At 73.4% G+C, this 22,379-nt stretch carries 20 protein-coding genes and 1 pseudogene; 12 read left to right on the forward strand and 9 right to left on the reverse strand.

What is annotated here, in order from left to right; genetic code table 11:
* Nucleotides 1-5: 5 nt before the first annotated feature.
* The 4 genes from BLU82_RS13615 to BLU82_RS13630 all read right to left on the reverse strand — a co-directional run bounded on the left by BLU82_RS13615 (nucleotide 6) and on the right by BLU82_RS13630 (nucleotide 6,026).
* Nucleotides 6-1,325: a hypothetical protein gene (locus tag BLU82_RS13615; RefSeq protein ID WP_092621102.1), complete on the reverse strand. Its 1,320-nt coding sequence runs from the start codon at nucleotides 1,323-1,325 to the stop codon at nucleotides 6-8.
* Between the two features lies 1 nt (nucleotide 1,326).
* Entirely contained in the window at nucleotides 1,327-3,717 is a 2,391-nt protein-coding gene (locus BLU82_RS13620; protein ID WP_157740908.1) for an Ig-like domain repeat protein, read from the reverse strand.
* 225 nt (nucleotides 3,718-3,942) lie between these two features.
* Complete coding sequence (locus tag BLU82_RS13625; RefSeq protein WP_092621108.1) at nucleotides 3,943-4,833, reverse strand: amidohydrolase family protein; 891 nt, start codon at nucleotides 4,831-4,833, stop codon at nucleotides 3,943-3,945.
* A complete protein-coding gene (locus BLU82_RS13630) occupies nucleotides 4,833-6,026 on the reverse strand; it encodes an AraC family transcriptional regulator (RefSeq protein ID WP_092621111.1) in 1,194 nt (397 codons plus the stop codon). Before BLU82_RS13630 ends, BLU82_RS13625 begins: the two co-directional genes overlap by 1 nt.
* Before the next feature lie 120 nt (nucleotides 6,027-6,146).
* Here BLU82_RS13630 and BLU82_RS13635 point away from each other — a divergent pair, with 120 nt between their 5' ends.
* From BLU82_RS13635 to BLU82_RS13680, 10 genes are all read left to right on the forward strand, one after another.
* Entirely contained in the window at nucleotides 6,147-7,064 is a 918-nt protein-coding gene (locus BLU82_RS13635; RefSeq protein ID WP_092621114.1) for a dihydrodipicolinate synthase family protein, read from the forward strand.
* Nucleotides 7,061-7,792 (forward strand): amidohydrolase family protein, encoded by a 732-nt coding sequence (locus BLU82_RS13640; RefSeq protein ID WP_157740910.1) that lies wholly within the window; start codon nucleotides 7,061-7,063, stop codon nucleotides 7,790-7,792. The genes BLU82_RS13635 and BLU82_RS13640 overlap by 4 nt, the downstream gene beginning before the upstream one ends.
* Nucleotides 7,789-8,541 carry an amidohydrolase family protein gene (locus BLU82_RS13645; protein ID WP_092621120.1) on the forward strand — a complete coding sequence of 251 codons (753 nt, stop codon included), beginning with the start codon at nucleotides 7,789-7,791 and terminating at the stop codon, nucleotides 8,539-8,541. The genes BLU82_RS13640 and BLU82_RS13645 overlap by 4 nt, the downstream gene beginning before the upstream one ends.
* Nucleotides 8,538-9,551: a Gfo/Idh/MocA family protein gene (locus BLU82_RS13650; protein WP_092621123.1), complete on the forward strand. Its 1,014-nt coding sequence runs from the start codon at nucleotides 8,538-8,540 to the stop codon at nucleotides 9,549-9,551. The genes BLU82_RS13645 and BLU82_RS13650 overlap by 4 nt, the downstream gene beginning before the upstream one ends.
* Complete coding sequence (locus BLU82_RS13655) at nucleotides 9,545-10,219, forward strand: GntR family transcriptional regulator (RefSeq protein WP_092621126.1); 675 nt, start codon at nucleotides 9,545-9,547, stop codon at nucleotides 10,217-10,219. Before BLU82_RS13650 ends, BLU82_RS13655 begins: the two co-directional genes overlap by 7 nt.
* The gene (locus BLU82_RS13660; protein WP_092621130.1) at nucleotides 10,216-10,965 is read left to right on the forward strand and encodes a creatininase family protein; all 750 of its coding nucleotides are present in this window, start codon (nucleotides 10,216-10,218) and stop codon (nucleotides 10,963-10,965) included. The genes BLU82_RS13655 and BLU82_RS13660 overlap by 4 nt, the downstream gene beginning before the upstream one ends.
* Before the next feature lie 81 nt (nucleotides 10,966-11,046).
* Nucleotides 11,047-12,435 carry a transglutaminase domain-containing protein gene (locus BLU82_RS13665; protein ID WP_157740912.1) on the forward strand — a complete coding sequence of 463 codons (1,389 nt, stop codon included), beginning with the start codon at nucleotides 11,047-11,049 and terminating at the stop codon, nucleotides 12,433-12,435.
* Nucleotides 12,436-12,469: 34 nt separating this feature from the next.
* Nucleotides 12,470-12,976, forward strand: coding sequence for a hypothetical protein (locus tag BLU82_RS13670; RefSeq protein WP_197682929.1), 507 nt, complete (start codon nucleotides 12,470-12,472; stop codon nucleotides 12,974-12,976).
* Nucleotides 12,977-13,002: 26 nt separating this feature from the next.
* Nucleotides 13,003-13,812 carry a MerR family transcriptional regulator gene (locus tag BLU82_RS13675; RefSeq protein ID WP_197682930.1) on the forward strand — a complete coding sequence of 270 codons (810 nt, stop codon included), beginning with the start codon at nucleotides 13,003-13,005 and terminating at the stop codon, nucleotides 13,810-13,812.
* A gap of 79 nt (nucleotides 13,813-13,891) precedes the next feature.
* Entirely contained in the window at nucleotides 13,892-14,071 is a 180-nt protein-coding gene (locus BLU82_RS13680) for a hypothetical protein (protein ID WP_092621139.1), read from the forward strand.
* Between the two features lie 39 nt (nucleotides 14,072-14,110).
* On the opposite strand, the pseudogene BLU82_RS13685 reads toward BLU82_RS13680, so the two are convergent.
* Both BLU82_RS13685 and BLU82_RS13690 read right to left on the reverse strand, forming a co-directional pair.
* Nucleotides 14,111-14,837: pseudogene (locus BLU82_RS13685) on the reverse strand (IS982 family transposase).
* 74 nt (nucleotides 14,838-14,911) lie between these two features.
* Nucleotides 14,912-16,570, reverse strand: a complete 1,659-nt coding sequence (locus BLU82_RS13690; protein WP_157740914.1) for a CdaR family transcriptional regulator — start codon at nucleotides 16,568-16,570, stop codon at nucleotides 14,912-14,914.
* A 207-nt stretch (nucleotides 16,571-16,777) separates the two neighbouring features.
* Between BLU82_RS13690 and BLU82_RS13695 the strand changes: the two genes are divergently transcribed.
* Entirely contained in the window at nucleotides 16,778-17,494 is a 717-nt protein-coding gene (locus BLU82_RS13695) for a GAF and ANTAR domain-containing protein (protein ID WP_172885601.1), read from the forward strand.
* 11 nt (nucleotides 17,495-17,505) lie between these two features.
* Nucleotides 17,506-18,255, forward strand: coding sequence for a metallophosphoesterase (locus BLU82_RS13700; protein WP_092621148.1), 750 nt, complete (start codon nucleotides 17,506-17,508; stop codon nucleotides 18,253-18,255).
* On the opposite strand, the gene BLU82_RS13705 is transcribed toward BLU82_RS13700, so the two are convergent.
* The 3 genes from BLU82_RS13705 to BLU82_RS13715 are packed head-to-tail and all read right to left on the reverse strand — an operon-like array spanning nucleotide 18,256 to nucleotide 22,305.
* Complete coding sequence (locus tag BLU82_RS13705; protein ID WP_092621151.1) at nucleotides 18,256-19,182, reverse strand: PPK2 family polyphosphate kinase; 927 nt, start codon at nucleotides 19,180-19,182, stop codon at nucleotides 18,256-18,258.
* 4 nt (nucleotides 19,183-19,186) lie between these two features.
* Nucleotides 19,187-21,898: a cation-transporting P-type ATPase gene (locus BLU82_RS13710; RefSeq protein WP_092621154.1), complete on the reverse strand. Its 2,712-nt coding sequence runs from the start codon at nucleotides 21,896-21,898 to the stop codon at nucleotides 19,187-19,189.
* Nucleotides 21,895-22,305, reverse strand: coding sequence for a hypothetical protein (locus BLU82_RS13715; protein ID WP_157740916.1), 411 nt, complete (start codon nucleotides 22,303-22,305; stop codon nucleotides 21,895-21,897). Before BLU82_RS13715 ends, BLU82_RS13710 begins: the two co-directional genes overlap by 4 nt.
* Nucleotides 22,306-22,379 lie beyond the last annotated feature (74 nt).

The following is a 22,379-nucleotide window of genomic DNA, read 5'->3' on the forward strand; positions in this document are numbered from 1 at the left end:
AGCGGCTACGTCGGTGTGTAGATGAGGAAGTCGAGCCGGGAGAAGGCCGACGATCCGGCCGGGCGGGCCGACAGCAGCATCCGCACGCCGGTGCCGGCGTCCGGGACCCACGAGCCGGTCTCCTTGCGCTCCAGGTTCGGCGAGTACACCTGCGCCGCCCCGCTGACGGGGAACGTCTCCGTCGTCCAGCTGGTGCCGGTGGTCGAGCGCAGCACGTGCAGCGACGACGAGCCGGCCGCCGGCGTGCCGAGCACGAACCGCTCACCGCTCGCGGCGACGGCCAGCTGGGCGTGGTTCTCGTAGGTGCCGAGATCGACCGGCGAGCCGGGCAGCGTCACCGAGCCGGCGTTGCCCTTCCAGTAGTAGAGGTGCGACGCCCCGGAGATCATCTTGTAGAAGAGGACGTGTGGCTGGTTCGACGAGTCGACGACGAGGTCGACGGCGTCGGTCCAGTTGTTCACCCCGTCCGGTGACGGGCTGGACGAGACCATGTAGCGCTGCCCGGACGGGAACGAGGCGCCGCCGTCGGTCGACCGCCACAGCTGCACCCCGTGGATCGTGGCGCTGCTGCCGGTGTTGAGCACGGTCTGGTTGAACAGCAGCCACACCTCGCCGCTGGACGTGCCCGGCCGGACCCGTGGATAGAGGTACGCCTCGTTCACCCCGGGGTTGGCCACCAGCGTCGTCGTCTCGGTGTTCGTCCAGGTGTCGAACCTGCTGACGTTCAGGCTCCAGTCGGCCTTGCTGTAGGCGTGGTAGATGTAGCGGCGGTCGTTGTCGATGGCCATGCCGCCGTAGTACCGCTCCGCGCCGGCCGAGCGCACCGACTGGTCGCTCCACGCGCCGAAGTCGAACGAGCCGTCACCGAGCCGCGACGAGAACTGCAGCCGCACCAGGTACACCCGCTCCATCGACGCGCCACTGGCCGCCGCGACGCCCGGGTAGCACGGCCCGCCGGTGTAGCACGGCACGGTCAGCCAGAGCCGGTTGCCGGAGTCCAGCAGCAGCGACGGCGGCTGGTACACCCACTGGTTCAGCGTCACCGCGACCGTCCAGTTGACGCCGTCGGGCGACTTCCAGATCCGCGCGATCCACGGGTACGACGTGCCCGAGCCGTCCAGCGTCGTGGTGTAATACCAGCCGTTGGAGTCGCGGACGATCTTCGGCAGTTGCGGGCTGTGCATCGGGGTCACGTTGGTGGCACCGATGGTGGACGAGATCGTCGAGACGGTCGTGGACGACGCCGCGGCGGGCGCGATCGGGCCGGCCAGCGCGGTGGCGACGACGGCGAGCGCGGCGAGCGCCGCGGACAGCAGCCTCCTCACGTCACTCACCGCCCAGCCGGATCGGCCCGACGATGACCCGCACCGACGCCGACGTGCTCGGCTGGTGCGCGAGGTCGCCGCCGTACACCGCGACCAGCGTGTGCCGGCCCGGCCCGCCCACGTCGGACGCCCGGACGGTGACGGTGGCGGCGCCGTCGCGCAGCTCCCCCGCCGCGACGGCCGCGCCCGGCGACCCGTCGGGACCCGCCAGGTGCAGCGTCACCGTCCCCTGCGGCGAGCCGGGCGGGCTGCCGACCTCGACGGTCACCACGGCCGGGCCGCCGGGCGACGCCGGCCGCAGCCCCGTCGACGCCGTGGTGGAGCTCGGCGCCGGCGCGATGTCGGGCAGCGTGCGCAGCAACACGCCGCCGCTGCCCCAGTACGCGCGGTCCGACCCGTCGAACGCGAGCGTCCGGTAGTAGCCGCTGCCCGGCGTCGCCACCGTCTCGACGGTGTCGGTGCCGGCCGGGATGCGCACGATCGCACCGCCGGTGTGGCCGTACAGGTCGCCGCCGGGACCGTCGATCAGGCCGAGCAGCGTGCCGCCCGGGAACGCGCCCAGCACCGTCACGACGCCGGTCGACGGGTCCATCCGGAACCAGGTCCCGTCCGCCGACCCGTACAGCGTGCCGTCGGCGGCGGTCTCCAGCGTGAGGATGCGCGTGGCGCCAGGCACCGGCACAACTGAGGCGAGGACCGTCCCGTCGTCCGGGTCGACCGTCAGCACCTGCGCGGAACCACCGGCGTCGGTGTCGTCGCCGTAGCGGGTGGTGCCGGCGTAGAGGACGTCGTCACCGGCCGCCACGGCGAAGAAGTGCTGGTCGCCGGCCAGGCCGCGGAACGACTCGACCTCGTACGTCACCGGGTCGATCGCGGTCAGCGCGCCGCGCAGCGCGCCGTACGCTCCCGACGACGCGACCCAGACGCGGCCGTCCGGCCCGACCTCCATGTCCCACGGCCGGTACTGGCTCTCGCCGACCGGGCCGAGATCGCGCGGGTTCGACGTCGCTGACGTGCCGGGGTTCCACGGCTGGGACGGGTCGAAGACGGTGACCACGTTGTTGATGTACGAGCCGATGAAGATCTTGTCACCGGCGGTCACCATCGACAGGATCTCGCCGGTACGTCCGGGCGCGACGTTGCCGTACACGGTGGTGTCGCCGGTGTCCGGGTCGTAGCCGAACAGCGCGTTCGTCTCGTACGTGCCGCCGTAGACCGACCCGTCCGGGCCGGACACCAGCGCGGTGATGTTCGTCGGGTTGCCCGGCAGCGTCAGCTGGTGCGTCCACACCTCGCCGGTCGCCGGGTTCCACCGGCCGAGCATGCCGTTGCTGCCGACGCTGGTGAACCACTGCTGGCCGCCGATCGTCACCGGCCATATCCGCGCCGCGGACACGAACGTCGGCGCCGTCCCGGTGGGAGTGGTGGCGAGCGTGTCACCGTCGACGGCGACGATGCCGCCGGCGCCGGTCGCGTAGAAGTCGTTCGGGTCGGCGCCACCCTGCGGGGCGAAGCCCATGCCGGTGATGCCCGGCACCTCGGCGTCGAACGTCATCGTCGCCGCGTCGAACCGGACGATGCGCGAGTCCGGCGTCACCAGCTGCACGTACACCCAGTCGCCGATGCGCACGGCGTTGTAGGCGAACGAGTAGTGCTGGTACGCCGCCGGCAGCACCTCGGTGGCCGCGCCGGTCGCGATGTCGACGACCAGCACGCTGGCCTCGGTGCCCTGGGCGACCACCAGCCGGTTCGCGTCCAGCACCGCGAGCCCCTTGGGGTACGTGCGGGTGGAGACGACGAGGCGGACAGCGTCCGTGACGGGGTCGTACTCGTAGACGCCGGCGCCGGAGTGCACGCCGCAGTAGACCTTGCCGGTGTACGGCGACACCGTGATGCCGAAGCACATGATGCCGGTCGGCATCGTCGCCACCAGGTCGATCGTGTCGGTGACCGGGTCGTACTCCCAAATCTGCGACGCGCTGGACGAGTTCAGCGGGCCGAGGTAGACGTGCCCGTCCGGTGCGGCGGCGACGTGGTAGCCGCCCCACGCGCCGGGCATCGGCAGCTCGGTGCGGACGGCGCCGGTCTCGGGGTCGACGCCGAAGAACGTCACGCCGTCGCTGGGCGCGTTGTACGTGCTGCCGTAGAGGGTCGGGTCGCCGTTGACGTCGTCGGCGAGGACGGTGTCGAGGACGAGGTAGGTGGAGATGGGGATGCCGAGGTTCTCGACCACGCCGGGCGCGGCCGCGGGTGCGGCCGGGGCCGCCGGCGCGGCCGGGGTCGCGGGCGCGGCCGCCGCGGGCGCGGCCGCCGCGGGCGCCAGCAGCGCGGTCGCGGCGACCGCGGCCAGCGCGGCGAGACGTCGTGGGAATCGTGTACGCAGGACGGGCATGAGTGCTCCTGACGGCCGGGGGACGATTCGGGTGAAGCCAGGACGCTTGCCGTGAACCTAGGCGGACGGCAGGCGCGGCGACAGCCGCATAGTTGCCCGGCGGACCGGAGACTTGCCCGGTCGGCGGGGCCCTCGGCCGGCCTTTGCAATGAGCACCTCTACGTATCGATGCGTAGAGGTGCTCATTGCAAAGGCGCTACGCGAGGGACCCGGCCGGCGGCCGCGTCACCCGGCGCGGAAGAACCGCTTCCAGTTCTCGTGCACGATCTGGTCCTGCACGTCCACCGGCAGCGTCGGCAGCGGCGTCCCGGCGACCACGTCGTTGACCCGGCGCAGCCCCTCCAGCGTCTGGTCCACCGTCGCACTCGGGAAGTCCGACGCGAACAGCAGCTTGCCCGTCACGCCGTACTCGAACGCCGTCGTCATCGCGTGCCAGAACCGGTACGGCCGGTAGTGCAGCGCGGAGATGTCGGCCCACACGTTGGGGGCCTTCCGCATCAGCGCGACGACGTCCTCCTCCCAGGGGTGGCCGAGGTGGGCGATGATCACCCGCAGCGACGGGAACCGCATGACCAGCCGTTCCAGCAGCAGCGGCTGGGCGAACTCCAGCCGGGCCGTCGTCGGGAACGTGGTGCCCTGGTGGACGATCACCGGCAGGTCGTGCCGCGCGCAGTACTCGAACACGCCCCACAGCGAGGTGTCGCGCGGATCCCAGTGCTGGCACGTCGGCCCGACCTTGAGGCCGCGCAGTCCGAGGTCCTCGACGCAGCGGACCAGCTCGTCCACCGCCCCGGGCGAGCCTGGGTTCACCGACGCCCAGCCCTCGAGCCGGTCCGGATGCTCGCGGACGTAGCCGGCGATGACGTCGTTGGGCACGTCGAACCCGGTCGGCTTGGCCGCCATCCCGAACACGACGACGCGCTCGGCCTGCTGCGCCGCCGCCCAGTGCTCGTCCGGCGTGGAGTCGTAACAGTGCAGGTCGAGGTGGGCGGCGTTGGTGAGGCCGCCGCTGCGCTCGAGCTTGACCAGCTTCGCCGCCAGCGCCTCGCCGGCGGTGCGGTCGCTGATGTGGTCCGGGTACCACATCACGTGCGTGTGGACGTCGACGATCCCCATCAGCCGACCGCCCGCAGCACGGGCGTCGCGACCTGGCGGCGGTACTCGCTCGGCGTCACGTGGAAGGTCCGCTTGAACAGCTCGCGGAACCGCTTCGGCGCCTGGTAGCCGACCTGCTCGGCGACCAGCTCGACCGGCAGGTCGGTCTCGGCCAGCAGCCGCCGCCCGTGCCGCATGCGCACCGCCGTCAGGTACTTGAGGAACGTGGTGCCGAGCTCGCGCTGGAACAGGTGGCTGATGTAGTACGGGCTGACGAACACCGCCTCGCTGACGGTGACCAGCCGCAGGTCGTCGGCATAGTGGTCCTGGATGTACCGCTCGACGACGGCCAGGACGTGCCGGGCCGGCGACGGCGCCGTGTGCGACGCGACGATCCGCGGCAGCAGCTGCTCCAGCCACAGCACCAGGTAGGAGCGGTCGTGGATGTCGTACATCTCGACCACCTCGTTGAGCGGCAGCCGCGAACAGGCCGCGATCCAGTCGGTCGAGCCGTCCGACAGCCGCCGCTGACCGGCCACCTCCAGCGCGTACAGCACCTCGGCGGCCAGCCACTCGCGCAGCACGTCGGGAGTGACGCCGTCGACGGCGCTGACCCGCTCGATCCAGGACCGCAGCGTCGCCACCGCGCCGGTCGCGTCGCCGCGACGGATGCAGCGGGCCAGCCGCTCCTCGACGCGGTCCGGCACCGGCACCGGGGCGGCGCCACCGGCGTGGGCGGCCCGCACCTCGGCGAGGTCGTAGACGGCGTCGCCGCCGCTGACCAGCTTGTGGTCCAGCGCCGACACCGCCTCCGCGGTCGCCGCCTCGACCCGCGCCGACCCGGTGTGCGGCCGGCTGATGCCGACCGTCACGGCCACCCCGCAGGCGGCCTGGACGCGGTCGCGCACCAGCGCGGCGAACCGCCGCCCCGTGGCGCGCAGCTCGGTCGGGTCGGCGCCGTGGAAGGTCACCATCCAGGCGTCCGGCGGCACGGCGACGACGGCGCCGTGGCGCTCCGGCGCGTAGCCGGCGGCGCAACGCTCGACGGCGGCAGCGGCGGCCGCGAGCATGCCCTCCGCCCACTCGTCGCCGCGGGACAGGCGGCTCACCTCGAAGTCGTCGACGTCGGCCAGGACCACGAGCACGTGGCCCTCGTCACCGGCCTGGTCGGGCACGGTGATCGCCTGGCCGAGGACGGTCGAGTGGTGTCGCATGGCTCCTCCAGTGATCGGCTCGGCCCGCTGCCGGCCACCCCTTGACCGACGCGGAACGGGCTGTTCAGTAGCCGCTGATGTCTGATATACCAGAGCCGTCCCTTCGTGGAAAGGCCAACCGTGGATCTGCAGACCTTGCGCACCTCGCTGCGCGGCGTCCTCGCCTTCGCCCCGACGTCGATGCACGACGACGGCGCCCTCGACCTCGACAGCCAGCGCAGTCACGTGGCCTTCCTCGCCGGCAGCGGCGTCGGGGCGGTCGTGGTCGGCGGCGGCGTCGGCGAGTTCTACGCGCTGGACGAGCCCGAGTACGCGGCGCTGGTGCGCGAGAGCGTCGACGCCGCCGGCGGCCGGGTCCCGGTGCTGGCCGGCGTCGGGCACGCCACCGCCATCGCCTCCCGGCTGGCCCGCGTCGCGGCCGACGCCGGCGCCGACGGGCTCATGGTCAACCCGCTGTACTTCGTCACGCCGGACCGCGACGGCATGGTCCGCCACTACCGCGAGATCGGCGCCGCGTCCGGCCTGGGCTTGATCGTGTTCAGCACCACCGGCGCGGTCTACGACGACGCCGACCTCGAACGGCTGGCCGAGGTCGAGGCCGCGGTCGCGGTGAAGGACGAGGCCGGCGACCAGGAGCTGTTCGCCCGCTGCGTCCGCACCCTCGGCGACCGGTACGTGTGGATCAACGGCATGGCCGAGCTGCCCGCCGTCGACTACGCCCGCATGGGCGCGGTCGCGATGACCTCCGGCATGGTCAACCTCGACCCGGATGTCGCGCTGGACGTGTGGTCGGCGGCCCTGGCCGGCGACGCCGAGCGGCACGCGACGCTGCTGCGCGAGCGGATCGCCCCGATCGCGGCCCTGCGCGCGGCCCGCCCGGGCTACCACATCACCGTCATCAAGGAGGCCATGCACCTGCTCGGGCGGGGCGGGCCGGCGGTGCGGCTGCCGCTGCTGCCGCTGCGCCCGGAGGACCGCGCCGCGCTGGCCGAGCACCTGGACCGCTGCGGCTACCGCCGCCCGGAGCCCGTCGCGTGACGACGGACGCCCACGTCGCCGCCGGCGAGCACCCCAGCCTGCCGACGCTAGGCGTCGACGACCTGTTGCGGGCGCTTGACGGCGGCGCCGACCGGGCCGTGCTCGGCCCGGTCGGGCGCTGGCTCGCCGTCGACAACGAGGACGGCAACCGCACACTGGCGGCCTGGTGCGACGCGCACCCGGACCGGCTGGCGCACTGGGCCACCGTCAACCCCTGGTACGGCGGGCGCGCGGTGGCCGAGCTGCGCCGGGCGTTCGCCGCCGGGGCGCGCGGGCTGAAGCTGGCGCCGTCGGTGCAGGGGTTCGGGCTGCTGTCGCCGCTGCTGGAGCCGGTGCTCGACGTCGCCGAGGAGCACGGCCGGCCGGTCTACGTCGTCACCGGGGTGCCGGTGGCGAGCGAGCCGCTGCAACTGGCCGAGCTGGCGCTGCGCCGTCCCGGCGTCACGTTCGTCATGGGCCGGTCCGGGCGCACCGACTTCTCCCTCGACCTGCTGCCCGCGCTGACCACCGCGCCGAACCTGGTGGCCGAGACGGCGTACAACGGCGCGTCGCTGATCGCCGGGCTGGTCGCCGCTCTCGGCGCCGGCCGGGTGCTGTTCAGCAGCGACGCGCCGTTCAACGACCTCGCGCTGGAGCTGGAGCGGGTCGGCCGGGCCGGGCTGGCCGACGCCGACCGCGCCGCGGTGCTCGGCGGCACCGCCGCGACGCTGCTGGGGGTGGCCGCGTGAACTTCGTCGATCTGCACACCCACCTGCCGTCGGCGGCCGCGCCGGAGTGGGCGTCGTGGCGGCAGCCGGACGTGCTGGCCGCCATGGACCGCCTGGGCATCACCCGGGCCGCCGTCATGACGCTGGACGGGCTCGGCTACGACGCGGTGGCCGGCAACGACGTGGTGGCGCGGGCCTGCGCCGGGTCGGACGGGCGGCTGCTGCCGCTGGGCACCGTCGACCCGCGCCGGCCGGACGCCGCCGACGAGCTGCGCCGCTGCGCCGACCGCGGCTTCCACGCCATCAAGCTGCACCCGTGGATGCAGGGGTTCTCGCCGCTGGAGGCGTACATGGACCCGGTGGCGGAGGCGGCGATCGAGCGCGGCCTGCCGTTCGTCGTCCACGACGGCACGCCCCCGTACGCGTCGCCGCTGCAGATCGCCCGGCTGGCCGCCCGGTTCCCGGAGCTGACGGTGGTGCTGGCGCACGGCGGCCTGTTCGACCTGTGGGAGGACGCCGTCGCCGCGGCGCTGCGGTACCCGAACGTGCACATCACGATGTGCGGGACGGCGCCGCTGGCGGTGTTCCGCGAGATCGCCCGGCGGGTGCCGGCGGCGAAGCTGACGCTGGGCACCGACAGCGGTTTCGGCGACCCGGACCTGCCACGGCACCGGCTCTCCGTACATCGTGCCATCCTGGCGGAGCTGCCGGACGACGACGCCGCCGCGCTGGCACACCGCAACGCCGAACGACTCCTGGGGCTGACGTGAGCGAAGAATCCCTGCCGGTGGTCCAGGTGGGCTGCGGCGACATCGCGACGACGGGGCACCTGCCGGCGCTGCACCGCTCCCCCGCCGTCACGCTGACCGGCGTCGTCGACGTCGTCCCCGAGCACCGCGACGCCGCCGCCGCGGCCTACGGCGTCCCCGGCTGGGCCGACTTCGGCCCGGCCGTCGCGGCGGGCGCGAAGGCCGCCGTCATCGCCGTCCCGCCGCACGTCGCGCCCGGCCTGACGCTGGCCGCCGTCGACGCCGGGCTGGACGTGCTGTGCGAGAAGCCGATGGCCGTCGACCTCGCGTCGGCGCAGCGGGTCCACGACGCCGCGCGGGCGGCCGGGCGGATCGTCCAGATCGGCTTCAAGAACCGGTTCTCGCCGCTGGTCCGGGCCGCGCGGCGGTGGCTCGACGACGGCCTCATCGGGTCGCCGGTCGTGTACACGCTGGGCGGCTTCGACGAGCGCTACGACGCCGCCGACACCGTGCACACCGGGCGCATCCAGGAGTTCCTCGAGCACGGGCCGTCGTACCTGCACGAGGGCGCGCACTTGGCCGACTACGTCGCCTACCTGACCGGCGCGTCGCCGGTGCGGGTGCGCGCCGCCGGGCTGCGGTCGCGTGCCTCGTTCCGGGGCGAGAACTTCGCGTCCACGCTGGTCGATTACGACAACGGCGACGTCGCCCGCATGGAGGTGGGCTGGTTCTTCCCCACCTCGCCGAAGGGCGAGTTCCGCATCCTCGGGCCGCGCGGCGTCGCGCTGATCGACCGGCCCGAGCAGGTGGCCACGCTGACCACCCGCGAGGACGGCACGCTGCGCACCGAGGAGGTGCGGTTCGAGCGGCCGTGGAACGACGAGTGCTTCGACCGGCAGCTGGCCCATTTCGTCGAGTGCGTGCGCACCCGGGCCGAGCCGGAGACGTCGACGGCGGCCGGGCTCGCGTCGCTGCGCATCGGGGCGGCCGTGACGGAGTCGCTGCGCGAGGGGACGGTGGTGACATGGTGACCGAGGACCGGCCGACGATCCAGGAAGCGCCGCTGATCCGCGACCAGGTGTACAAAGTGCTGCTGACCAAGCTGATCAATGGCGACCTCGAGCCCGGTGACCGCATCACCGAGCGGGTCACGGCGCAGGAGCTGGGCATCAGCACCACGCCGGTGAAGGAGGCGCTGCGCCGGCTCGAGAACGAGGGGTTCGTACGCACCATGCCGCGGCGCGGCATCGTCGTCGGCGAGAACGCGCTGACCTCGTTCGAGCAGGTCATCACCGTGCGGGCGTGGCTGGAAGGGCTCGGCGCCCGGCTGTGCGCGGCCCGGGTGGCCGACGGCGGCCTGCCCGGCGTCGCCGCCCTGACCGAGCCGCTGGAGCTGATGAAGGACCCGATCCTGCGCCCGGTGCCGGAGATCATCGAGATCAACGCCAGCTTCCATGACGCGATCCGCGACCTCTCCGGCAACCGCGTCATCGTCCAGTTCCTCGGCACGCTGCTCGGCGTCGACGCGGCCGTGCGCGAGCGGGCGCTGTCCGACCCCGACGAGCTGCAACGCGGCAACGCCGAGCACATCGACGTCGGCGACGCGATCCTCGACGGCGACCCGGACCGCGCCGAGGCGCTGATGCGCAGCCACGTGCTGCGCTCCGGCGACCACACGCTGCACGCCAGGCCGTCATGACGGCGCTGCTGGCCGAGCTGACCCGCGCCGCGGTCGCGCGGCGGGCGCCGGACGCCGTCGCCGTCGTGCCGGTCGGGGCGTGCGAGCAGCACGGGCCGCACCTGCCGCTGGGCACCGACCTCATGGTGGCCGAGCACCTGGCCGCCGCGGCCGCGGACCGGCTGACCGGGGTGGTGGACGTCCTCGTCGCGCCGGGCGTCGCGGTCGGGTACTCGCCGCACCACGTGCCGATCGGCGCGACGCTGACCACCGGGGTGGGCACGCTGCTGGCCCAGCTGCGCGACGCCTGCGCCGGTCTGGCCGCGGCCGGGTTCGGCCGGATCTTCCTGCTCAACGGGCACGGCGGCAACGCCGAGCTGATCGTCGTCGCCGCCCGCGAGGCCGGTCAGGAGCTGCGGGTGGTCGTCGGCGCCGGGTCGTACTGGGTCATGGCGTGGGACGAGCTGGTCGCGGCCGGCGCGCAGGACCGCGGCCGGCTGCCCGGCCACGCCGGCGCGTTCGAGACGTCGCTGGTGCTGGCGCTGCGCCCTGACCTCGTCGACGCCCCGCCGCACCGGCCGGGCGCCCCGTTCGCGCGCAACCCGGCCGGCTACTGGGGCCGCTACCACGTGGAGCGGCCGGACGCGATGGCGGCGGGCGACGGGTACTCCGACGACCCCTCGGCCGCCACCGCTGACGACGGCCGCCGCTACCTCGACGCCGCCACCGGCGCCGTCGCCGCGGCCCTGCGCGAGTTCGCCGCCTGACAGGACAAGTCTGGGCCTGTCGCCGCGGCGCCCGCGTTCCGTAGCCTCGACCGGACCGGACACCGCCCGATGGAGGACGCCGTGCAGGAGCACCCCGACTACCGCACGCTGGAGGAACGGCTCGCCGAGTGGCGCACCGAGATCCTCACCCGCATGGACCGCGAGGACGAGCTGTCCGTGCTGCCGTCGTACCCGCGGGTGAACCTGGCGCGTGAGGCCGGTGTGACGGTGCGGGTCGAGAGCTGCCTCGGCACCGTCAACCCGCTGTCCGCGGACGCCGTCTACTACGACGTCACGGCGCCCGCACCGGACGGGGCCGTCCCGTTCGCGTCGGAGGATCCGGACCACCCGACGCTGGCCGAGCTGCGCCGCCGGTTCCCGCTGGCCGAGGTCGCCGGCGAGGGCACGTCGGTCGAGAAGGCGGTGCGGCTGCGCGACTGGATCAAGTCGCTGTTCCCGCACCACATCCCGTACCGGATGCCGGAGTGGAACGCTCTGCTGATCCTGGACCGCGGCTCCCGTGGCGTCGAGCACTTCATCTGCGTCCACTACTCGGTGGCGCTGGTGCAGTGCTGCCTCGCGCTGGGCATCCCGGCCCGGATGATCAACCTGCACCGCGGCATCTCCGACAGCTACCGCGTCGGCGACGAGGCGATCGCCGACCCGCCGGTCGACGAGCACGTCGTGGCCGAGATCTTCTCGTCCGAGCAGGGCGGCTGGGCGATGATGGACACCGACTTCGACGTCCACTACGAGCGCGACGGCCAGGCGCTGTCGGCGTGGGAGATCCACCGGGCGTTCGCCGACGACGAGCTGGCCAAGATCGAGCCCCGGCGCGGTCCGCACTCGCTGTCGTTCAACGCCTACGGCGAGCGGCTGCCCGACGAGGACGAGTTCTTCGCCACGAAGCTGCCCGCGTACTACCGGCACGTCACCGTGCTCATGCGTAACGACTTCCTCAGCGACACCGACGGCCCGGTCACCATGGCGCACCCCGTCGACGAGACCGCGACGCCGATCCTGTGGCACCGCGGCTCGGACAACCGGCTGCAGCCGCACCTCATGGGCCCGGTCGTCGTCGCGCAGCCGTGGACCGACCTCACGCCCGTCCTCACCGACGGCAACCGGCGCACCGGCTGGGCGTCGGCCGACCTGGCCTACCCGCACACCGTCGAGGTCGCGCTGGCCGGGCCGCGCCTGCTCGGGCGGGCCGTCCTGCACTGGCCGGAGTACCGGCTGCGCTACCACAGCAGCGCGGTCTACCGGCTGGAGACCCGCGACGGCGACGACGGCGCCTGGGAGCCCTGGATCGACGTCACCGACGGCGCCGAGACGCCGTACTCGGTGCACGACGCCCCCGCCCGCCGCGCGACCCACGTCCGGCTGACGCAGCCGGCCGGCGGCGGTTCGGCGGACTTCCCGGACCGGCTCTGGCTGACCCAGCTCGAGCTGTACGCGCCGACGGCTTGACCCTCACGTCGCGTCAGGCCCCAGCATCGGGGGCATGACCGACCACTTCAACGCCTTCGAGATCAGCCCGGTCCCGGAACCGGCCGCCGACGCCGTCGCGCCGGCGGTCTTCCGGGGCATCTACGGCATGCCGATGTTCGTCACCGTCCCCACGGCCGACCTGGCGGCCTCGGTGGACTTCTGGACCCGCGGGCTCGGCTTCGTCGACCTCTTCACCGTCCCCGGCCAGGTCACCCACCTGCGCCGGTGGGCGTTCCAGGACGTCCTGCTGGTGCCCGGCGCGCCGGCCGCGGAGGTGCCGGCGGCCACCGTGAGCTTCTCCTGCGTCCTGAGCCAGCTCGACGGCATCGCGCGGGACTGCGCGGCCGTCCTGCCCGGGAGCGCGGGTGAGCCGGCGCCGACGCCATGGAACACGATGGACCTGCACGTCGTCACGTCGGAGCGCACCCACGTCGTCATGACCGCGGCCCGGCCGTGGGACCCCTCGTCGGCGGAGGCGGAGTACCTGAGGGCCGGCGGCATCGAGCATCCGTCAGCGTGACGGCGCCGCCTGCCAGACTGGACGGCGTGACCGGCGCGGCCCCCGACCACGACGACGGCCTCACCGTCGCCGCCACGGCGGCGCTGACCGGCGTCACCGTGCGCACCCTGCACCACTGGGACGCTGTCGGGCTGGTCTCGCCGTCCGGCCGCACGGGCCGCGGCTACCGGCTGTACTCCGCGGCCGCCGTCGCCCGCATCCATCGTGTGCTGATGTATCGCGAGCTCGGCCTCCCGCTCGAGCGCATCGCCGCGCTCCTGGACGGGCCGGCGTCCGATCCCGCCGCGCCGTTGCGGGAGCAGCGCGAGCAGCTGCTCGCCCGCATCGACCGGCTGCGCGGCATGGTCGGCGCCGTCGACCGGCTGATCGAGGCCACCGAGGCCGGCATCCTGCTCTCCGCCGAGCAGCAGGTCGAGCTGTTCGGCGTCGACTGGCGACCGGAACGGGTGGCGCTGGCCCGCGACCGGTGGGGCCAGACCCCGCAGTGGCGGCAGTTCGCCGAACGCTCCGCCGCCCGCACCGGCGACGACTGGCGCGAGCTCGCCGACGGCGTCACGGCCCTGTACGAGGACCTCGCCGCCGCCCAGCGCGCGGGCGTCGCCCCGGGCAGCGCGGCCGCCGGCGAGCTGGCGGAGCGGCACCGGGCGAGCATCGGCGCCTACTTCGACTGCACCCACGCCATGCACGTGTGCCTGGTCCGCCAGCAGGCCGGCGACCCCGAGTTCGTCGCCTACTACGACCGGTTCGGCCCCGGCCTGGCCGCCTGGCTGCGCGACGTCGTCGACGCCAACGCCGCCGCCCACGGCGTCGACCCCGCCACCGCCACGTGGACCTAGCCGATCGAGGGTTTCTGCACCTGGTTCTGGCGCTTCTCCAGCAAAGCCTCGAGAAGCACTTCAATGAGACGATGGAAGCATGAAGTTCGTGCTGGAAGTCGACCTCGACGACATCGGCGACACCGCCAAGGAACTGGGCCGCATCCTGCGCTACTGGGGCGGCAACCTGCACCACTACGACCTCGTGCCCGGCGACGGCTCGGTCGTCTACGACTCCGCCTACCGCGAGACCGGCCGTTGGAGCATCACCCCCGGCTGAGCCCGCCTCGGAGCCTAGATGAGTGAGTCCGATTGATCGTTAGTGGTCGTAGGCGATCAGGGATCGTTTGGTGAGCGCGCCGGTGTGCCAGTTGTGCCAGATCGCGGTGGCGAGGGCGAGGAGCCGTGCGGCGATGCGGACGTAGAGGCCGGGCAGGGTGCGCGCGCCGTGGGCTTCGAGGGTGAGTTGACCTTTGAGCGAGTCGAAGACGGCTTCGATCCACTGCCGGACCCGGGCCAGCTTGCCCAGTCTGGTCGGCTCATCCCTGCGGTCGGGACGGATCAGGTGCGCGCCCAGGCTGGTGACGAAGGTCTGGAAGTCGCGGCCGGAGAACGCTGGCGCAGTAGCCGTAGCCGGCGTGCCCGGCCAGGCCCGAACGCTTCACCGTCTCCCGCGACGCCGCGCACGGCAGCACGGTGGAGTCCAGCAGCCGCAGGTCGTCGTGCCACGACGGCGTGTCCCGGGCGAGTTCGGTGATGACCGCGGCATGCAGCCCTCCGAACGACCGAAGACGTTTGCCGTATCCGGATTGGCCGGGCAGGTAGGGGAACAACCCACCCAACCGGGCGCGCGCGAACCGGATCCAGCGGCGTTCGCTCGCCACACCGAGCAACTGCTGCGCCACCGCCAGCGTGATCAGCTCGCCGTCGGACAGCCCTGGCTTCCGCCCGGGCCGGTGATCACGCGACCACCCCAACGCCGGGAAGACACGATCCTCGACATGGACATAGAGTGCGGTCAGGAGGGCGTCAAGATCATTGCTCACACACTGATCCTCGACGCCCTCCACCCATGTCTATCGGCAGCGACACACCCACAAGATCAATAGGACTCACTCATCTAGGACTCGTCGCCGCCGAGAACGGACCAGCCGCGGACGGCGACGTGCAGGTTGAGGCGGATGTCGGGGTCGCCGAGGTCGAAGCCGGTGAGGTCGCGGATGCGCTGCAGCCGGTAGCGCAGCGTGCTGCGGTGGATGATCAGCGCGGCCGCGGTCTCGTCGTAGTTGCCGCCGCGGTCGAGGTAGGTGCGCAGCGTCCGGGTCAGCTCACTGTGGTTCTCGGCGTCGTAGCGCAGCAACGCGCCCAGCCACTCGTCGACGTAGCGTTCGAGGTCGCCACTGCCGGCGCCGGTGCCGAGGATGCGGTAGAGGCCCAGTTCGTCGTCGACGGTGACGCCGTCGCGCTGGCGGCCGCCGGCCCGCACGGCGTAGGCCCGCTGCGCGTCGCGCCACGACTGCGCGAGACCGGCCGGGCCGTCTGCCGGCCGCCCCACCCCGACGGCCACCTCGGCGGCGCCGAGGCGGTGCGAGATCGCCGCGTGCAGCCGCTCCCAGGTCGCTGCGGCGGCGGCCCGCGGCGGGTCCGGTGTCAGCAGCACGACGTGGTCGGCGCGGCGTCCGAGCAGGCCGGGCAGCCCGAGCCCGGCGACGGCGTGCTCGACGGCCGCCGTCAGGGCGTCGCCGGCCGGCGCCACCGGTGAGCCGACGACGACGGCGCGGTGCGGCGGGCCGAGGTCGTACCCGACCGACTCGGCCCGGGCCGTCGCGCTGGCCTCGTCGACGCCGTCGAGCAGGTCCTCGACGAGGTCGCGCCGCTGCTTCCCCTCCACCTCGGCCACCGCCTGGACGTGCGCCAGCTCGCCGGAGAGCACCAGCGCGGCGTGCGTCAGCGCGAACTGGTCCCGTTCGCCGGCCATGCGGCCCGGGTCGACCAGCGCGATCGTGCCCAGCACTTCGTGCCGCGGCTGCGCCGCCGCGACCAGGCGGTCGCCGTCGCGGACCGGCAGCGGGCCGCGCAGCTCCGGCGCGCCGGTCCCGGCCGCGGGCGCGTCGAGCAGGCCGGACCACGCGCGGGGGTGCCCGGAGGAGTCCTCGATGACCACCGGCAGGCCGGTGATCGCGTGCAGCGCCTCGGCGATGGCGCGGATGCGGTCCTCGGCGGGCTCGGCCGCGGCGCGAGCCAGCGTCTCCTGGACGGCCACCTGTTCGCGCAGCTGCGCCTCGGCCCGGTGGAGGTCGCCGGTGGTCCTGCGCAGCCGGCGGCGCAACGCGTCCTGGCCGAGCGCGACGGCGGTGTAGCGGGCCAGGCTGGCGAGCAGGAAGCGCTCGTCGGTGCTCGGCGGCCGGTCGCCGCCGACGACGAGGTGGCCCTGCGGGCCGTTCGCGGCGTGCATGGCGTACGCCCACGCCCAGCCGTAGCCCTCGGCGGCGACCCGCCCGCCGGCCGCGCGCAAGCCGCCGATCCCGGCGGCGGCCGCCTCGCCCGCCTTGCGCGGGACGGCGACCACCTCGCAGGCGGTCCAGGACCGGACGGCGCCGCGGGCCAGCTCGACGATCTGTGCCGCCGGGCGGCCGTCGGCCATCAACAACGACAGCGCCAGCAGCTCACGCAGCCGCGCTGGTCCACGCCGCGCCGCCGGTGGTCCCACGACAGGCGGCCGCGGCGCCCCACCCCGAGCGCTGCCGCTGTGCGACATCATCCCAGTCTGCCCCGTCACGCGTCACATGTCAGTCGGTTCGGCGGGGACACGCCGGGCAGACTGGTCCGCCCACCCCTCTCGACCTGCCAGGACGGTCCGTGCGGGGTCCTCTCGTCCCGTCAGGCCGAAGCCGTTTCCGCTGGTCGATGACATCGTCGACAACAGGACCAGCCGATTTTCAGGTATGAGGCGACGGGGGCGGAGCCGATGACCACGGACCAAGCCATGACCACGGGGCCCAAGACGGCCTGTGCCCTGCTCACCAGCAGCGGCACCTTGCATGACTTCCTGACCGGCCTGGCCGGCAGCATCGCGCACGAACTGGGCGGCGGGGTGGCCTGCTCGGTGACGGTGCGGCGCGGGCCACGCGTGCCGGTGACGTCGGGCAGCAGCGACGCCGTCGCCGCGGCCCTGGAGGAGACGCAGTACATCACCCAGGAGGGGCCGACGCTGCAGGCCGTCCAGACCGGCGAACCGGTGCGGGTCGAGTACCTGCCGGTCGACGTGCGCTGGCCGGAGCTGACCCTGCGCGGGACCGCCGACGGCGTGGCGACGGTGTTCGCGGTGCCGGTCGCCGGCGATCTCGCGCCGCTGGGCGCCGTCACCGTCTACGCGCGGCGGGCGGAGGCGCTGGACGCCGCGGCCCGGGCGCGGACGGCGGAGCTGGCCGGTCAGCACGCCGTCGCCCTGCACATCGCGCTGCGGATGTTCGAGTACGCGGCGCACGCCGAGCACCTGCGCGTCGCGCTGACCTCGCGCTACGTCATCGACCAGGCGCTCGGGGTGCTGATGAGCCGGCACAGCTGCAACGCCCGCACGGCGTTCGAGGTGCTGCGGCGCCGCTCGCAGCGCGACAACGTCAAGCTGCGCAAGATCGCCGCCGACATCATCGTCTCGACGACGGGTGAGCCGCCGCTCCCGCCGGGGGCCATCCCACCGTAAGATCGCGGGCGATGATCCTCGCCCACGCCAGTGACCCGCACGTCGGCAGCGTGCACGACACCGCGCTCGCCGCGGCGTTCGCGGCGCTGCCCGCCGCGCTCGGCTCGGTCCGTCCCGCGCCCGGCCTGCTGCTGCTCACCGGAGACCTCACCGACCACGGCGACGCCGTCGAGTACCGGCGGCTGGGCGCGCTGCTCGAGCCGCTCGGGGTGCGCTGCCTTGTGGTGGCCGGCAACCACGACGACCCCGCCGTGCTGCGCGCCGAGCTGCCGCAGCTGCTGGGCGCCCCCGCCGACGCCGCCGGATCGCCGGCCGCCTGGACCGAGACCGCCGACGGCGTCCTGCTGGTCGGTCTGGACAGCTCGTCCGGCACCCTCGGCGAGGTCCAGCTGGCCTGGCTCGACGGCGTGCTGGCCGCGGCCACCGGGCCGGCGCTGGTCGTGCTGCACCACCCGCCGTTCCCCACCGGGCTGGCCCAGCTCGACACCGAGTGGCCGCTCACCGACGCCGCCGCGCTGCGCGCCGTCGTGGCCCGGCACCCGTCCGTGGCGGCCGTCCTGTGCGGGCACGACCATCGGCACATCGCGACGCGGCTCGACGGCGCCGTGCCGATGGTGTCGGCGCCGGCGCTGTCGTGGCGGCCGCACCTCGACCTGCGCGCGGACGTCGCGCTGACCCCGTCCGCCGAGCCCGCCGCCCTCCTCGTCCACGTCGTCGACGAGCTGGGGCTGCGCACCCACCACCTCGCGCTGGGCGGCTGATCAGCTGCCCGACGGCAGCGCCTCGGGCTCGGCCTCCAGCACCTCGCGCGCCCGCGCGTTCGACTCCCGGGCCGCCGCGGAGACCACCGGCCACCGCAGGTCCAGTCCCTGGATGGTCTCGAGCAGCACCGCCGCGACCAGCGCCTGGGTGACGCTCTTCTGGTCGGCCGGCACCACGTACCAGGGCGCCCACGCCGTCGAGGTGACGGACAGCGCGGCCTCGTAGGCGGCCTGGTAGTCCGCCCACAGCGCCCGCTCGGCGACGTCGGCGGCGTTGAACTTCCACTGCTTGTCCGGGTTGTCCAGGCGGGCCATGAACCGCCGGTGCTGCTCGTCCTTGGAGACGTGCAGGAAGAACTTGACGATTCGGGTGCCGTTGCGGTCCAGGTGCCGCTCGAAGGCGTTGATGTCCTCGTAGCGCGCGGCCCAGAAGGCCGGCCCGCGGTCGCCGTCGGGCAGCTTCTGCGCGTCCAGCCACTCCGGGTGCACACGCAGCGCGATGACCTCCTCGTAGTGCGACCGGTTGAAGATGCCGATCCGGCCGCGCTCGGGCACGGCCTTCGCGATGCGCCAGAGGTAGGTGTGGTCCAGCTCCTCCGCGGACGGCTTGCGGAAGCCGACGACGTCCACGCCTTGCGGGTTGACGCCGGACATGACGTGCTCGATCGCCGAGTCCTTGCCGGCGGCGTCCATCGCCTGGAAGACGACGAGCAGGGCGTACCGGTCGCTGGCCCAGAGCAGCTCCTGCGCGTCGGACAGCGCGGCCACGCCCTCCCTCAGCAGCTCCCGCGCGGTCTCGTCGAGCTCCGGCGCCGCCAGCGCCCCCAGCTCGCCGCCGTCCGACCAGCGGGTGTCTCGCCCGGCCAGGCCCGCCGGCAGGCCCGGCCGCACGCGTAACCCGTCGACGATCCGGCTGCGTCTGTCCATGTCCTCACCTCTTCACGACGAGCTTCTCGATCTCCGCCAGCACCAGGTAGCCCAGCGGCGCCAGCAGGCAGATGCCCCACTGCGCCGAGGTCAGCTCGACGGTGTCGAAGATCCGCTGCAGGGCCCCGATCGCGGTGACGACGAACGTCAGCGCCCCGGCGACGAGCATCAGCCGGACGAACCGGCCGTTCGCGAGCGTGTCGCGGGTGAAGATCGTCCGCAGCGGGTCGCGCCACTCCAGCGCCGCCACGATGTGCAGCAGCGACGTCGCGACCAGGCCCATGGTCGTCGCGACCGCGAGGTCGTACTGGTTCTCCCCCACCGCGACGACCACGAGGGCGCCGATCGCGATCAGCAGGCCGTCCAGCGCCAGCCGGACGCCCAGCGCCGGGCGGATCACCGGCTCGTCCGGTGGCCGCGGCCGGCGGTCCATCAGCCCCGGCGTCGGCTGGTCGAACCCGAGCCCGACCGCCAGCAGCACGTCGATGGCGAAGTTGATCCACAGGATCTGCAGCGGCAGCAGCGGCGTGCCGTTCGCGATGGTGAAGATGCCGGCGCCGAGGAAGGTCAGGATGAACCCGGCCAGCATGATCATCTGGACGCGGACGTACTTCATCAGGTTGTCGTAGAGCCCGCGGCCGCCCTCGACGGCGGCGACGATCGTCGCGAAGTTGTCGTCGGTGAGGATCATCTCCGCCGCGTCCTTGGTCACCTCCGTCCCGGTGATGCCCATCGCGACGCCGATGTCGGCCCGGGTGAGCGCCGGCGCGTCGTTGACGCCGTCGCCGGTCATCGCGACGACGTTGCCCTGGTCCTTCAGCACGGCGACCAGCCGCACCTTGTCCTCCGGCGCGACTCTGGCGACGACGCCGATGCCGTCGACCTCGCGATGCAGCTGCTCGTCGGAGAGCGCGGCGAACTCGGCGCCGGTGAGCGCCCGGCCCTCGATGCCCAGCTGGCCGGCGATCGCCGCCGCCGTCGTCGCGTGGTCGCCGGTGATCATGCGCACGCGGATGCCGGCTCGGCGGCACTCGGCGATCGCGTCCCTGGCCTCCTTGCGCGGCGGGTCGACGATGCCGACGAGCGCGAGGAACTCCAGGTCGGCCACCACGCCGAGCAGGTCCGACGTCTCGTCGAAGTCGATCCGCTCCAGGTCGCGCCGCGCCACGGCCAGCACGCGCATGCCCTCGCCGGCCAGCCGGTCGTTCTCGGCCAGCACCTTGGCCGTGCCGTCCGCACCCTCGGCCAGCGGCCGCGACGTCCCGTCGGCGGCCAGGTACCGCGACGACCGCGCCAGCAGCACGTCCGGCGCGCCCTTCACCAGGCACCGGACCACCCGGCGGCCGTCCTCGTGCAGCTCGTGGAAGGTCGCCATCAGCTTGTACTCGGCGTCGAACGGCACCTCGGCCAGCCGCGGGATCGTGCGCCGGGTCTCGTCGACGTCCAGCCCGCCCTTCTCGGCCAGCACCACCAGCGCGCCCTCCGTCGGGTCGCCGATGCACGCGCCGTCGCGGATCACCGCGTCGTTGGCCAGTGCCATCGGCAGCAGGAACGGCTCCAGCGACCCGTCGCCGGACCCGGCGACGCGCATGATCCGGCCCTGCGTGGAGTACCCCTCGCCGTCGACGTCGAACCGGCGGCCCGCCACGACCAGCGCCCGCGCCGTCATCTGGTTCAGCGTCAGCGTGCCGGTCTTGTCCGAGCAGATCGCCGACGTCGACCCGAGCGTCTCGACCGACCGCAGCCGCTTCACGATGGCGCCCTTGTCCGCCAGTTGCTGCGTCCCCATCGACAGCAGCATCGTGACGACGGCCGGCAGCCCGGTCGGGATCGCGGCGATGGCGAGGCTGATGCCGACCAGGAACAGCGAGTCGAAGTCCTCGCCGCGGGCCAGCCCGAGCAGGACGATCGCGATCAGCGCGCCGGCCGCCATGATCGTGATGAGGACGGTCAGCTGGTCCAGCTGCTTGGTGAGCGGCGTCTTCTCCTGCTCGACGCCGCTGAGCATGCCGGAGATGTGCCCGACCTCGGTGGCCATGCCGGTGGCGGTGACGACCATCTCGCCGCGGCCGCGGGTGACCTGGGAGTTCATGTACGCCATGTCGACGCGGTCGCCCAGCGCCACGTCGACGCCGTCGACGGGGTCGACCGTCTTCAGCACCGGGGTGCTCTCCCCCGTCAGCCCCGCCTCCTCGATCTCCAGCGTCGCCGCCACCAGGATGCGGCCGTCGGCGGGCACCTTGTCGCCCGCCTCGAAGCTCACGACGTCGCCCGGCACCAGGTCCTCGGCCGGCACCTCGCTCACCTGGCCGTCGCGGCGCACGTGCGCCGTCATGATCAGCATCTTGCTCAGCGCGGCGACGCTCTCGGCGGCCTTGCCCTCCTGGTGCAGCCCCATCACCGCGTTGATCACCGTGAGCGCCAGCACCACCAGCCCGGTCGAGACGTCCTGCAGGGCGACGATGCTCACGGCCGCGGCGCCGACCAGCACCAGCTGCATGAGGTCGCGGTACTGACGCAGGAACGCCTTCCAGCCCGGCTCCTTCGCCGCCTGGGCCAGCCGGTTCGGGCCGTGCTTCGCCCGCCGCGCGGTGACGTCCGCCGTCGTCAGCCCGGCGCCGCGGTCCACGCCCAGGCGGCGGCAGGCGTCGATCGCGGACAGCCGGTACCACTCGGTGCGGTCCTCGGCCGGCGTGGCCTCGGTGACGGTGCTCATCGGGCGAAGATGCCGGAGCGGACGATGGCCCAGATCGAGAACACGCACAGCGCGATGACGATCAGCGACCAGACCGGGTAGTGCGGCAGGAAGAGGAAGTTCGAGATCGCCGACAGCGCGGCCAGCGCCATCGCCACCCCGGCCGCGACCCGGCTACCGCCGAACAGTGCGAACCCCGCGAGCATGAGCAGCAACGCCAGGATCAGGTGGATCCAGGCCCACGCCCCCACGCTGATGTCGTACGCGTACGCCGGCACGTCGGCGTAGAAATTCTCGTCGATGAGCGCGGTCAGCCCCTCCAGCGCCTGGAACACGCCCAGCAGGACCATCATCGTCGCGGCGAACATCACCCCGGTCTCGGCCCACGAGTCGGCGCGCGTGCTCCGCGTCTCGAACATACTGGTCATGACGTCCTCCCCCCGAGTCGGACGGGCTCATGGTCCACCCGCGGCGGGCGCGGGACCTCACCCGTGCGGGGTGA

The organism is Jiangella sp. DSM 45060 (assembly GCF_900105175.1).
In the GTDB taxonomy this organism is placed as follows: domain Bacteria; phylum Actinomycetota; class Actinomycetes; order Jiangellales; family Jiangellaceae; genus Jiangella.

What these genes read in the sequence shown, in the direction of transcription:
- BLU82_RS13715 (WP_157740916.1), bottom strand. Translation starts at nt 22,305, where the DNA reads ATGACCAGTATGTTCGAGACGCGGAGCACGCGCGCCGACTCGTGGGCC.
- BLU82_RS13660 (WP_092621130.1), top strand. Translation starts at nt 10,216, where the DNA reads ATGACGGCGCTGCTGGCCGAGCTGACCCGCGCCGCGGTCGCGCGGCGG.
- BLU82_RS13625 (WP_092621108.1), bottom strand. Translation starts at nt 4,833, where the DNA reads ATGGGGATCGTCGACGTCCACACGCACGTGATGTGGTACCCGGACCAC.
- BLU82_RS13630 (WP_092621111.1), bottom strand. Translation starts at nt 6,026, where the DNA reads ATGCGACACCACTCGACCGTCCTCGGCCAGGCGATCACCGTGCCCGAC.
- BLU82_RS13670 (WP_197682929.1), top strand. Translation starts at nt 12,470, where the DNA reads ATGACCGACCACTTCAACGCCTTCGAGATCAGCCCGGTCCCGGAACCG.
- BLU82_RS13710 (WP_092621154.1), bottom strand. Translation starts at nt 21,898, where the DNA reads ATGAGCACCGTCACCGAGGCCACGCCGGCCGAGGACCGCACCGAGTGG.
- BLU82_RS13680 (WP_092621139.1), top strand. Translation starts at nt 13,892, where the DNA reads ATGAAGTTCGTGCTGGAAGTCGACCTCGACGACATCGGCGACACCGCC.
- BLU82_RS13620 (WP_157740908.1), bottom strand. Translation starts at nt 3,717, where the DNA reads ATGCCCGTCCTGCGTACACGATTCCCACGACGTCTCGCCGCGCTGGCC.
- BLU82_RS13695 (WP_172885601.1), top strand. Translation starts at nt 16,778, where the DNA reads ATGACCACGGGGCCCAAGACGGCCTGTGCCCTGCTCACCAGCAGCGGC.
- BLU82_RS13655 (WP_092621126.1), top strand. Translation starts at nt 9,545, where the DNA reads ATGGTGACCGAGGACCGGCCGACGATCCAGGAAGCGCCGCTGATCCGC.
- BLU82_RS13705 (WP_092621151.1), bottom strand. Translation starts at nt 19,182, where the DNA reads ATGGACAGACGCAGCCGGATCGTCGACGGGTTACGCGTGCGGCCGGGC.
- BLU82_RS13700 (WP_092621148.1), top strand. Translation starts at nt 17,506, where the DNA reads ATGATCCTCGCCCACGCCAGTGACCCGCACGTCGGCAGCGTGCACGAC.